The organism is Siphonobacter sp. SORGH_AS_0500, from assembly GCF_002838835.1.
GTDB lineage: Bacteria > Bacteroidota > Bacteroidia > Cytophagales > Spirosomataceae > Siphonobacter.
On the sequence record NZ_NHPP01000017.1, the window covers coordinates 34,944 to 47,883 of the forward strand.

10 protein-coding genes and 1 pseudogene are annotated in these 12,940 nt (G+C 45.2%); 5 read left to right on the plus strand and 6 right to left on the minus strand.

The window, feature by feature from the left end:
- Positions 1 to 119: 119 nt before the first annotated feature.
- From frr to dusB, 4 genes are all read right to left on the minus strand, one after another.
- Entirely contained in the window at positions 120 to 680 is a 561-nt protein-coding gene (gene frr / locus BWI96_RS17480) for a ribosome recycling factor (RefSeq protein WP_106637823.1), read from the minus strand.
- Between the two features lie 72 nt (positions 681 to 752).
- Complete coding sequence (gene pyrH, locus BWI96_RS17485) at positions 753 to 1,472, minus strand: UMP kinase (protein ID WP_106637824.1); 720 nt, start codon at positions 1,470 to 1,472, stop codon at positions 753 to 755.
- 131 nt (positions 1,473 to 1,603) lie between these two features.
- Positions 1,604 to 2,494 (minus strand): DMT family transporter, encoded by an 891-nt coding sequence (locus BWI96_RS17490; RefSeq protein WP_232793786.1) that lies wholly within the window; start codon positions 2,492 to 2,494, stop codon positions 1,604 to 1,606.
- Positions 2,495 to 2,756: 262 nt separating this feature from the next.
- Positions 2,757 to 3,749: a tRNA dihydrouridine synthase DusB gene (dusB, locus tag BWI96_RS17495; protein WP_106637826.1), complete on the minus strand. Its 993-nt coding sequence runs from the start codon at positions 3,747 to 3,749 to the stop codon at positions 2,757 to 2,759.
- A 117-nt stretch (positions 3,750 to 3,866) separates the two neighbouring features.
- Between dusB and BWI96_RS17500 the strand changes: the two genes are divergently transcribed.
- A complete protein-coding gene (locus BWI96_RS17500; protein ID WP_157830416.1) occupies positions 3,867 to 4,784 on the plus strand; it encodes a CPBP family intramembrane glutamic endopeptidase in 918 nt (305 codons plus the stop codon).
- On the opposite strand, the gene BWI96_RS21685 is transcribed toward BWI96_RS17500, so the two are convergent.
- On the minus strand, positions 4,748 to 4,909 hold the full coding sequence (locus BWI96_RS21685) for a hypothetical protein (RefSeq protein WP_157830417.1): 162 nt from the start codon (positions 4,907 to 4,909) through the stop codon (positions 4,748 to 4,750). The two genes, BWI96_RS17500 and BWI96_RS21685, sit on opposite strands and share 37 nt — an antisense overlap.
- Before the next feature lie 190 nt (positions 4,910 to 5,099).
- Here BWI96_RS21685 and BWI96_RS17510 point away from each other — a divergent pair, with 190 nt between their 5' ends.
- The 4 genes and pseudogenes from BWI96_RS17510 to BWI96_RS17525 all read left to right on the plus strand — a co-directional run bounded on the left by BWI96_RS17510 (position 5,100) and on the right by BWI96_RS17525 (position 9,304).
- Complete coding sequence (locus BWI96_RS17510) at positions 5,100 to 5,945, plus strand: phosphatidate cytidylyltransferase (protein WP_106637829.1); 846 nt, start codon at positions 5,100 to 5,102, stop codon at positions 5,943 to 5,945.
- Positions 5,946 to 6,358: 413 nt separating this feature from the next.
- A complete protein-coding gene (locus tag BWI96_RS17515; RefSeq protein WP_106637830.1) occupies positions 6,359 to 7,426 on the plus strand; it encodes a sensor histidine kinase in 1,068 nt (355 codons plus the stop codon).
- 121 nt (positions 7,427 to 7,547) lie between these two features.
- Positions 7,548 to 8,295, plus strand: a pseudogene (locus BWI96_RS17520) (LytR/AlgR family response regulator transcription factor).
- 67 nt (positions 8,296 to 8,362) lie between these two features.
- The gene (locus tag BWI96_RS17525) at positions 8,363 to 9,304 is read left to right on the plus strand and encodes an aldose 1-epimerase (protein ID WP_106637831.1); all 942 of its coding nucleotides are present in this window, start codon (positions 8,363 to 8,365) and stop codon (positions 9,302 to 9,304) included.
- A 205-nt stretch (positions 9,305 to 9,509) separates the two neighbouring features.
- Here the strand turns inward: BWI96_RS17525 and BWI96_RS17530 are convergent, their stop codons facing one another.
- Entirely contained in the window at positions 9,510 to 12,857 is a 3,348-nt protein-coding gene (locus BWI96_RS17530; protein WP_106637832.1) for a carboxypeptidase regulatory-like domain-containing protein, read from the minus strand.
- Positions 12,858 to 12,940 lie beyond the last annotated feature (83 nt).

Sequence of the window (12,940 nt, forward strand, 5' to 3'; positions counted from 1 at the left end):
TTCGAGAGGTCAGTTAAGGTAATGACTGGTGCGAGAGTCCATCTCGTTACTGCTCTAGGGTGTGAAAATAAAAAAACCGGTTTCTGTGCAGAAACCGGTTTTAAGGGAATCATTCCTATCTAGACAGACATAATATCCACCTCTTTGGCCAGAAATACCTGATCAATTTTAGCTACGTATTTATCCGTTAATTTCTGCACGCGATCTTCGCCTTCCTTCACGGCATCTTCAGCAACGCCATCTTTCGTCAGTTTTTTGATGCTGTTATTGGCATCCTGACGGGCGTTACGAATATTAACCTTCGCCGTTTCGATTTCCGCTTTTACGCGTTTAACCAGATCACGACGACGTTCTTCCGTTACGGGAGGAATACTGATGCGAAGAACTTCTCCGTCATTGGCGGGAGAAAAACCAAGGTTCGAGTTGCGGATAGCCCGATCAATGTCGTTCACCATCTTCTTTTCGAAGGGCTTAACTGTGATCGTCCGGGCATCGGGGGTAGTAATGGAAGCCACGTTTTGCAGCGGGCTGGGAACACCGTAGTATTCTACCATAACGCCTTCGAGCATCGCTGGTGACGCCTTTCCTGCCCGTATTTTACTTAATTCAATGTTCAGGTGCTTCATAGCCCCTTCCATTGTTTCTGTCGCAGCTTCGAGATAAAACTCTATTTCGTCCATTGCGGAGATAGTATGATGTTACGTGTAATACCGTTTCAGGAGAAATTGATCCTCCAGAAAATCTGAAATCAATTATGAAATAAGCGTTCCTACTTCTTGACCCATGATGAGGTTATGCAGGTTGCCAGGCTTATTCATATCAAAAACGACGATTGGAAGTTTGTTTTCGCGGCATAAAGCAAAAGCTGCTAAGTCCATTACTTTCAGATCTTTCGCGATTACTTCGTCGAAACTTACACTGTTGTAACGCGTTGCCGTAGTGTCTTTCTCGGGATCAGCCGTATACACGCCATCCACACGAGTTCCTTTCAGAACAACATCGGCTTTAATTTCGATGGCCCGGAGGCTGGCCGCTGAATCCGTAGTGAAATAGGGGTTACCCGTTCCCGCACCGAAGATGACGATACGACCTTTTTCAAGGTGACGCATGGCCCGGCGGCGAATCAGAGGCTCGCAGATTTGCTCCATTTTCACGGCTGACATCAGACGCGTGAACAAACCTACTTTCTCCAGAGCAGCCTGCACGGCCATTCCGTTGATGACGGTGGCCAGCATACCCATGTAATCACCCTGCACACGATCCAGACCAGTGGCTTCGAGTTCTTTTCCGCGGAAGATGTTTCCTCCTCCTACGACAATAGCTACTTGAACACCGAGATCAGCGATACGTTTTACTTCCTGGGCGTATTGTTCAAGAATGGATGAATCAATGATTTTGTCCGACTTCTTTTCGCCGCTGAGGGCTTCTCCACTTAGTTTGAGTAAAATTCGCTTGTACTTCGGCGTTTCCATAAAGGCAGTTTTTGGGTCGCTAAGTTAAGGCGTAGGCTGCCAGAAAGGCAAAGCTCTATTCAATTTTCTTTACGACGTGCTAAAAAATGTGAGGATAGTTAAGTTAGGTATTGGCGGGTTCCTAATGAGGGTTAAACGCTTTTAGTTTTCGGGGTGGAATTCACCAGATAAACCCCAAACAAGATGATAGCCATGCCCACAAAATGCTGAGCCTGAATCTGTTCATGGTCGATTACACCCCAGGCTACGGCAATGATGGGCATTAAGTACGTGACTGAACTCACAAAAACGGGCCCGGTAAGCTGAAGTAACTGATTGTAAAAAATCATCGCTATACCCGAACCAACGAGTCCTAACGTGACTGCCGCCGCAAAAGACCAGCCCGCATTGGCTTCTTGAAAACGATGAACAAAATCAGTCTGAAATAAAAAGGCTGCCGCCAGCGGAGCAACGGTAACGAAGGTAATGCCGGTTAATATAAAGGGTTTTAAATCAGATAAATACGTCTTTAATAAGTGCGGATTAATCCCATAAAGAACCGTCGCCAGTATCACCAGTAGCGAATAATAATTGAACGTAATGGCTCCCTTATTTCCGCTTAGGGTTATTAAAATACAGCCTATTAATCCTAGTGCTAAGCCAATGACTTGCCGGGAAGTCATTTTCTGTTTGAAAAACAGGAAGCCAATGATGAGTACGAAAAGGGGGGTAAAGGCATTCAAAATTCCGACGAGTGAGCTATTCATGTGCATAACCGCAAACGAGAACAGATACGCCGGGATAAAGCTACCGACCATTCCGCACACGAAACCCCAAAACCATTGCTTCGCCGTAGGCAGGTTATTGACCTGAGTAAGCAGAATAGGCACAAAAAAAGCTCCGGCTGCCAGTAAGCGAAACGAAGCAATTTGAATACCTGAAAATGTGTGAAGGGCCTGTTTCATCAAAATAAACGAGCTGCCCCAGGTCAGAGCGAGTCCCATTAATATAACCCAGGCAATAGGAGGAGTAGATTTTTGCATAAATTTTTCAGTTAGGTTAATGACGGAATTGTACTCTTGTTCTGGATTCATAATCCAGTGGTAAATTTTAGGTGGCAGTCATTCGGCTTTGCCGAACGACTGCCACCTAAAATTTAAAAGTAGATCGGATGCTGCCGCTGCCAGCGTGGCCCGGCCAGCTTTTTCGCTGGCAGCATTAATTAGGTGATCCACACTAATCTTGTTATTAGCTAGTCTTTACGGATAACCAATCCAAAAGAGCAGCAAAACAGCTAATGGTAAACTAGTAACTAACTTCAACCGCGTGAGCAGCGGAGATTTCGTGTAAAATCTCATCTACTTCAGCGAAAGTCTCTACTAATACCAGACGGCTGCGGAATGATTTTGCTCCCTCGATGCCTTTGAAATAACTGGCGTAATGTCTCCGCATTTCCAGAATGCCCAGCCGCTCGCCTTTCCAGCGAACCGAAAACTCTACGTGCTGACGACATACTGCTACCCGGTCGGCAATGGTTGGTGGAGCAAGCATTTCACCCGTTTTCAGGTAATGCTTGATTTCGTTAAAAATCCAGGGGTAACCAATACTGGCCCGACCTACCATAATTCCGTCTACGCCGTAACGATTTTTATACTCCAATGCTTTTTCAGGACTGGAAATATCGCCATTCCCGAAGATCGGAATTTTAATACGGGAGTTATCCTTAATCTTGCCAATCAGTGTCCAGTCGGCATCACCTTTGTACATTTGCACGCGGGTACGACCGTGAATGGTAAGAGCCTGAATACCGATGTCTTGCAGACGTTCCGCTACCTCTTCAATGTTCTTGGTGGAGTCATCCCAGCCCAGGCGGGTTTTTACCGTTACGGGTAAATGCGTGGCTTTTACCACCGCCTCCGTCATGCGAACCATTTTGGGAATATCCTGTAATAAAGCGGCTCCGGCTCCGCGACAGGCGACCTGTTTTACGGGGCAACCATAGTTAATGTCGATGAGGTCGGGAGAAACTTCGGTAGTAATTTTCGCACATTCGGCCATCGTATCTACGTCCGAACCGAACAACTGAATCCCGATGGGGCGTTCGTATTCGAAAATATCAAGCTTCTGACGGCTCTTGGCTGCGTCGCGAATCAGTCCTTCGCTGGAAACGAATTCCGTATACATTAGATCGGCACCACCGGACTTACATACGGCCCGAAATGGAGGGTCACTCACGTCTTCCATCGGAGCCAATAGTATCGGAAATTCGCCTAATTCAATATCTTTGATCTTTACCATTCGAGTGGAGGAAATAACTGGAGCTACGGTTTATGAAATAAGAATAAAAGAAAAGACCTTATTTCGTATCCGCTCCGTCTTATTGGATGCGTCTTGATTTTACAAAATTACATGGAAATGCTTGAATCCCCTGATCGTCCAGCCAGACGATTTTCACCTGTGGCCAGTTTATTGATACTTTTTGGCTTGATGGTGGTATTAAGTGCCGTTTCACAAATCGCCCTAATTTACCCGCTGGTCAAATGGCTAACGGGAGCAGACTTATCCGCGGCGGGCACGTCCTTATTTACCAATCCTACCGCTTACCCGCACAGTTGGGCCGCCATGATGCTTATGCAGGGCATCAATTCATTATTCAGCTTCACTTTGACGGCTCTTATTTATTGGTATCTGATTGAGAAACGCAACATCGTTTTTATAGAAAAAGGTTCGCCGGACCCTTTGATTTGGGTGGCAGTTTTGGTGCTGGTCATTAGTTACATTCCTTTCAATAGCCTGATTTTCGAATGGAACCAGAAACTTCCCTTACCCGAATGGATGGTCAATAGCGAAAAACAGCTCGAAACATTAACGAAGTTTTTAACCCAGTTTCCTGATTTTCTACACTTTATAGTGGGGCTTTTTGTCATTGCGGTATTGCCCGCTTTAGGAGAAGAATTACTATTTCGGGCTACGTTACAGAAACTCTTCCAACGCTGGTGGGGAAGTCCACACCTGGCCGTTTGGCTGGCAGCGGCTATTTTTAGTGCCTATCATATGCAGTTCATGGGATTTTTTCCCCGTATGATTCTCGGAGCCATGTTTGGTTACCTATACCTCTGGTCGCGAAACCTCTGGATTCCTGTGTTTGCCCATTTTGTTAATAACGGTTTTGTGGTATTGATGATCTACCTGCGGGGGCAAAAGCTGGTAGATATTGACGTAGAAAACAACGAATCCATTCCGCTGACTTCGGCACTGGTTTCGGGAGTGATTGCCCTGTCGTTAATGCGAATCATTTATACCCGATTGAAACCCCAAATCCCGGAAGCCTGAGAAAGTATTTCACCCGGAAACCACCAAAGGCATTCGCCCTGCGTTACTTTTGTCAGAATTAAGGAAATAGAATCCCATAAACAAAGCTGATTACTCGTCCGTTTTACCTGTAAATCTTTTATCATTTGGAAGGCTGGGTTAAAATATATGAGTCCTTTATGCCCTGGCGAGTAGAGCTCGTCAAGGGTTGGTTATTGGATGAATATCAAATCGATGGGGTAGTTTTGAGCAAGCAGGATAGTTCCTACTTATGGGGACATTGCGAGCTTCACGTTCCGGTACAGGATGCGGCTTTTGCCGAATTTATCATTAAGCATGAGGAAAAAAATACAGACACGACTGAGTAGTTATTCAAACCTTGGTCAACGGGTTATTACCGCCATCATCGGGGCTGCCCTGATGATTTTTGGCATTTACTGGAGCGAGTGGTCTTACCTGGTTTTATTCGTGCTCATCGGTGGGTTAAGTCAACTGGAGTTCTATCGGTTGGTCGGTCTGGACGACATCGCACCGCTGAAGTATTACGGCACAGGTGTGGGCGTATTCATGAATATTCTGACGTTCCTGATTGAAAAGCATTACCTGCATTTTGAGTTATACTTCCTGCTTTCGCCGCTTTTTACGCTGATTTTCTTTATTAAGCTGTACAAGAAAAACGAAATCAAGCCTTTTACTAATATTGCCTATACATTCCTGGGAATCATCTACGTAGCCATCCCTTTCGCCCTGATTACGGTTATTGCCCTGCTAGGAGGAACGTACAGTTACGAGCGGGTTTTAGGTTGTCTATTCCTGTTATGGGCGAGTGATTCGGGAGCGTATTTCGCCGGAACCAAGTTTGGCCGGACGAAGCTTTTTGAACGGGTGTCTCCTAAAAAATCCTGGGAAGGGAGTTTCGGTGGAGCTGTTACCGCAATGGTTGTCGCTTATATTCTTTCACAGACCTACGCGGATTTGAATCCCTGGCAATGGTACTGGATAGCCGCCGTTATTGTAGTGGCCGGAACGTATGGCGATCTGGTTGAATCGCTTTTCAAACGCAGCATTCAGATCAAGGATTCAGGATCAGTAATACCCGGTCACGGTGGTTTTCTGGATCGTTTCGATGGCTTGTTACTTTCCGCTCCGTTCATTGTTACATTTCTGAAAGTTTTTGAATAGCATCCGAGTAGTTCTCTATAAAGACGCCAAATCTGGCGTCTTTTTTGTTTAATGGCTAAATTTGCCTTTTTGAGAGGGTTTAGCATCCGAAGTGGGAGATGCGATACAGGGACGTCTTTACGTTTGGAATCAAAATAGGAATCTTCATGGCAAGGGACGGCCTTAGGAAAATTCGGCTTTTCGGTGGCGAGTGGTGAGAATTCTCAGGCAGCTTTCGAACGGATTTACCTTTGGTCTCCTCTGTGTTCCGTTCATCACGCAGACTTGAACTTCGGCCTTTAAATTTCCGGTTTCATCTACGTATTTCCCCGTTAGTCCCAAAAAGCAGAAGCCTCACGTAGGATCGGACTATCTTTCCTAAACGTCACAGCCCCTGAATGAATCTTCGAGCTTACGACTAGTTGTTCGTACTTATGAATAATAAAGAAAAGGTATATTGGATTTGCCAATTGGTAGCGTGGCCGCTCTGGTTGTCGAATGATTTGCTAACCTATTCGCTGGAGTTTAAGGAAACCGAAAATTGGGTTCTTGTCCTTAACTATTTTATTAACATCGTTCTGAGTATTTTCCTGACCCATCAGTACCGCCGGTATGTTAAAAAATTTAATCGGGATGTGTCAGATTACCGAAAAGTAGTTCCGCAGGTGTTATTAACGGCCTGTATTCTGGCTTGCGTAATGACCGCTCTGAATATTCCTTTTGATGTCTTTACGACCGAAATGGAATACCCCGGCGGACATTTGTTCAGTTTCCTTTTCTTCTGGGGAAAACCAATGCTGATCTGGTTAATCCTGTATCACATGTTCCAGTATCTGGAAACGACGCGGGAAATCGCCGTTGAAAAGGTAAAGCTGGAGTCTTTAGCGAAGGAAACCGAAGCGAAAGTATTACGGGCTCAGCTAAACCCGCACTTCATGTTTAATGCTTTGAACAGCATTCGGGCTTTAATTCTGGAAGACCCGGATCGGGCTCAGAAGGGCATTACTCAAATGTCTAATATCCTCAGAAGTAGCCTGTTAGCGGATCGTCGGCAAACAGTAACCTTGGGCGAAGAAATGCGAACGGTAGATGATTACCTCGCTTTGGAGAAAATTCGCTACGAGGAACGGCTGGAAGTGCGGCGGAATGTGTATCCCGAAACAACAAATTGTCTGGTACCACCTATGATGTTGCAAACCTTAGTGGAAAATGCCATCAAGCACGGGGTATCCAAACCCATCAAAGGTGGTTTTGTCAGCATTGAATCGAAACTGAATCAGAACCGACTGGAAATCCGCATTTCAAATACGGGTATTTTACAGGATACCGACTCGGGTGGTTTCGGACTAAAAAACACCGAACGCCGGCTGAAATTATTATTCGGAGAAGATGCCGAATTCAAGATTTACCAATCTGCGAAAGATGTCGTTTGTGCCGAAGTATTAATCCCGATGGAAAACCCAAAACCGAAGGAAGCTCCGGTCGTAGTAAACGTTGAGTAAAGACGCGATGGAATGCATTAAGGGCGAAAATAATACAACCAACCCTTTCAAGTAAAGCATCAGACGCGGTTAATAGCGTCTTTATAACCTATCTAACACTAAACCCGAAACTCATAAAAGGATGAAAGCCTTAATTGTTGATGATGAACGTCTGGCTCGTAATGAATTAAAACGATTACTGGAAAACTTTCCGAAGGTTCATATTGTAGGTGAAGCGGCCAATGCCGACGAAGCCATTCAACTGATCGATGAATTAAAACCTGATCTGTTATTTCTGGATATTCAAATGCCGGGTAAAAACGGGTTTGAGTTGCTGCAAAGCCTCGAAGGCGATGTGCCGGAAGTAATCTTCACGACGCTTACGATGAATACGCCATCAAAGCTTTCGAGCAAAATGCTCTGGATTATTTGCTCAAACCCGTCGAGCTTTCGCGTTTAACCGAAGCCGTTCAACGGGCCGAAGAGGAGATCCATCACCAGGAACTGGAACATCAGGGTAAGGTTGATGGAACGACCAAAGCCTTATCTGAAAACGACCAGATCTTTATTAAAGACGGAGAAAAATGCTGGTTTGTGAAGTTGGGGAAAGTGCGTTTGTTTGAAAGCATGGGTAACTACGTGCGTCTGCACTTTGACGATCAGAAACCGCTGGTCCTGAAGTCACTGAATGCTTTGGAAGACCGTCTTGATAGTAAAATTTATTTCCGGGCGAACCGCAAACATATCATTAACCTCAATTACATTGATAAAATTGAGCCCTGGTTTTCGGGAGGCTTACTGGCAACGTTACGCAGCCCCAACGATAAACCCGAGAAAATTGAAATATCCCGTCGTCAGGTATTCGCTTCAAAGAATTATTAAGTTTGTAAGCCAAGTCGCAAGTTTTCTTACTTTTCTCTATGTATGAGCAGGGTGGCTAACCGACCCGTTTGATTCATGAAAATTATCAAGTCAACGTACGGCTCGTATGAGTCGTACATCCTTCAAAATCCAGTTACGGGTGATGAAGTACATATTTTGCCTGGCCTGGGTGGGATCATCCGTCAGCTAAAACTTAGCAAAGAAAATCAATCTTTTGCGGTCATTGATACTCCTGAAGACCCGGCTGTTTTCGGAGACAATCCTAAGTATGGCAGTGCATTCCTTTTTCCCTGGCCCAGCCGGATTAAGGATGGCGTGTATGCCTATCAGGGGAACACGTATCAGTTACCCATTAACGAACCTGAAAAGCAGGCGGCGATTCACGGCATTGTGCACCACGAAACTTTTGAAGTAGTGGAGGAGTGGTCTACCGTTGCTTCGGCAGGTATTCGTTTGAGATACCAGCACGATGGCTCTTATCCGGGCTATCCCTTTCCGTTTCAATTTGAAATCCGGTATGATTTACTGAGTTCAGGAAAGCTGGATATTAGTCCCCAAGCCCTAAACACTGGAACCGAACCCATGCCTGTTGCTTTAGGCTGGCACCCGTACTTTCAGTTACCGGGCGGTACAGTGGATGACTGGACGATCTACTTCCCCGCTAAAAACCAAATCCTGCTGGATGATGAACTCATGATGCCCGCTGGAGTGGAGCCTTTCGAGGCCACTGAAGGCTATAAGCTGAAAGGACGCTCTTTAGATGCGATTTATGAGCTGAACGAAGGCGGTTATCTTACGCAGTTGGTTTCAGCAAAACAGGGCGTAACCCTTAATCTGGAATACCAAAGAGGGGAGGGGAACGTAAATTATCAGGTAGTCTATACCTTCCCGGATCGGGAACGGGTAGCGATGGAGCCTTTAACGGCCAACGTCGACGCTTTTAATAACGGCGAAGGGCTATTTATTCTTAAGCCCGAAGAAGTATACCAGACGACTTATCAGGTTTACCTAAGTTAGAGTGGTTTGGTGAAGTTTGATATAGTTAGATGAGGGTTGTGCTATTTGAATTATGAACGCGTTCGGCTAAACCGCGAGTTCTTCGATCAATGCAGACCTCAAACTTTCAAACCTTCTCAAACTAAATCAAACCTACTCAGACTATTAACCAAAAATCCCCCGACTGAAGCCAGCCGGGGGATTTTCGTATACGTAAGCTTTTTTCTTAGTTGAAAATATAACGTAAGCCAATCTGTGCCTGCCAAACGTTGTCAAGCGTAATTGATTTTACGAAAGAATCCTTCAACAGAACGGTTTGGCCATCGATGTTCTGAGTGCCTAAACGATATGAAGGAACACCTTCAGAGCTGGTAGAAACGTAAGACAGCGGGTTAGCTGAAGTAGATACGTAACCCACACCCCATTTGTTATTTAAAAGGTTACCAACGTTCAGGATATCAGCCCGTAACTGAATCGTATTTTTCTTACCCTTATCGCCTACTTTAACGTAGAACTCCTGAATAACGGTAAAGTCAAAACGAGTCAACCAGGGGAATTGTCCACCGTTACGCTCAGCATAAGAACCACGACGAGTCTTCAGGTAGCTGTTGCCATTGATATACGCTTCATAAGCCGCTTGCTGCTCTGCTACGGTATATACGCGGGCACTAGAGCCTGATCCAACCGTCAGGGGAACAAACGTGATGTCTGAAGCAGAGTTAGGTACGTAAATTAAGTCGTTACCATTTTGGCCATCTCCGTTGAGGTCACCGTTATAGGTGTAGGAAATTTTGCCTCCGCTGGCAGAGGTCATACCTAAGGTGAAGGTAGTTGATCCACCAAATTGACCACCATAGTTAAGACGGTAATTTACGTAACCAATGATGCGGTGACGCAGGTCATTGTCAGCATAGGAAACGCCCAAATAGTTTTGACCATATACCGTTGGAATGTTGGCTTGAACCGTACTTCCTACGGATTGTAAATCCCGAGCCTGACCGAAGGTATACGCTAACATTCCTCCTAAACCTTTAGAGACAGGCTTTTCTAATTTAGCAGTCAAGGTATAGGCCTGACCTTTGTTCGTGTTTTTGATAACGAATGTGCTCGTAACCGCCGAATTAGCGAAACGTGACGAAGGATAACGGTCGCGAGAATCAGGACCCGTAAACTTACGGTCAGCCGTTTTCAAGTTAGCATCAATGTAACGTAAGCCCTGAAGTGTTTGGTTATAAATCACCTCCAAAGTACCGATGAATCCACCTGGTAAACGCTGATCGACTGCTAAGTTGGTTTTCCATACCAAGGGGTACTTCAGGTTAGGATCGGTAGCATTTACGGTGTAAGGTTTTAACTTTCTAATGTCCGTTTCGCTAGGGATAAACCGGCTTGGGTTTAGCGTGAAAGGAATATTAGTAGTGTTTTCCTCCGTAACCAAGGCCGTGTTGATACCATTGTTACCTAACTGGTTAGATACCAATACTTCAGGAATACGAGATACGAAGAAACCGCTACCACCGCGAATCTGAGTCATTTTGTCGCCCTTTACGTCCCAGTTAAAACCAATACGGGGAGAAATCAACAGACGTGGTTTAGGGAATACGCCAGTATTAACCGTATAAGGGTTATTGTTCTCATCGTGGAATTTACCTGCTAAATCCTCCGTAAGAACGGGGTTATAGAAGGACTCGGCTGTTTTCTTATCGTAAGCAAAAATATCTGCACGAACGCCAGCCGTCAGCTTGAAGTTAGGATTGATTTGGAATTCATCCTGCACATAAGCACTATACGTGGCTCTTTTCAGCGTTTGTAAAGGCTCGGCTCCACCTGGTAATAATGAATATCGGTAATTGAAACGTCTTACAGATACGGGTGAAGTAGTGGCATTGGGATTCGCTAAGTAAGCCAAAGCCGCTGTCTTGAAGTCATCTATAGAGTTATAGACGTATACGCCGTTCGAAGCTGGGAAGAAAACGTTGTTAGAAGTAAAGTGCTCGTATGACAGACCGAAAGTCAGGGTATGCTTACCCGCAAAATAACTGAAGTTATTCGTGACGTTAAATGTCGAATAGTTCAGTTTGTTGTTAGGAGTAAAAGGATCAAATCCAACGGAAGTATAAGTAGAACCATCTTTCAGGATGTCAACAGTAGGGAAAAGACCAGTTCTGTAGGTCCGGTCCTCAATCTGCTTGTTATACGTAACAATTAAACGGTTCGCAAACTGGCCGTTGAAAGTAGAGTTTAATTCAGCAGCTAAGGAACGCGTGTTATCAGCAATTTTATAACCTGTATTCTGAGCCGAGAGAGCCAGACCTCCGTTGTAGCTACCCGTAGCATAGCCCGTACGGTTACCAAAACCAGCAGTTGAACTACTATTACTGTTGCTGATGGCCTGCTCAGATTGAGAGTCGTGATGAGAGTAACGTACCGAAAGCTTATGGTTATCGTTAATGTTGTAATCCAAACGAAGTAAGCCTTTTGTACTACTAACCTGATTATTAAAGTTATCAATGGCACCTAAGTCAAAATTGAAATTGGTGCTCATGAACTGCTTCAAATCTTCCAAATCAGCCGCAGTTGTTCTGGAAACGTTACCTGTGGCTCCAGGGCGGTTGGCTACCCAATCCAGAGCGGGCGTGCTGCTCTTGTAACGTTCAACGTTAGCAAAGAAGAACAACTTGTTTTTAATGATAGGGCCACCAATGCGGAAACCAGCGGTATTGTTATTGATCGTTACCGGAGGTAATTCTTTACCATTGGCTTTTTTACCTGCTAAATCAGAATTACGGAAAAGGTAATAAACCGAACCTGAGAATTCGTTGGTACCGGAACGAGTCACGGCATTGATACTCGCTCCTGAGAATCCCGTTTGGCGAACGTCGAAAGGAGCTACGTTTAACTGAACTTCATCCAAAGCGTCGAGTGATACGGCCGTAGTTCCCGTACGTCCACCCGCCGAAGCTGAAGAGCCTAAACCGAAACCGTTGTTGAATACGGAACCGTCAATGGTAATGTTGTTGAAACGGGCATCCTGTCCACCGAAAGACTGGCCGTTTCCGTAGGCGTTGTATTTGGTAATGTCGTTGATGGTACGGCCCAGGGTAGGAATCGTATTGATCGTTTCGCGACCATACGAGGCAGCAGCACCGGTCCGGTTCGAACTGAACACGCCGTTCTGGTTACTCGTAATCACGACTTCAGACAATTGGGAAGAAGCGTCTGATAATTGAAAGTTTACGTCCGCTGAAGTACCCAGGTTGGTGTAGATACCATCTTTCACTTGGTCCTGAAAGCCTACGAACGTAGCAGTAATTTTAAAAGGACCGCCTACCCGTACGCCAATCAGGGTATAACGACCGGAAGCATTGGTGGTAGTTCCATAACGGCTACCGGAAGGTTCGTGGATGGCAATAACGGTGGCTCCGGGCAGAGCTTCACCTTTATTATCCACCACAAGTCCCGTCACTGTAGAGGAAGTTACCTGAGCATGAGCCGAATTTAAACCGCAGAACACGGCTAAAAAAAGACCCAGAAACGAAAGCGTATGCCTTGATTTCGCTAAAAGTGCTTTCACAATTTTTTTGGTTAAATTTTAAGGAGTTTTGTTTTGAAGTATGTATGGGTACTGAAGTGGGTTCACTGCTAAACATAGAAAGA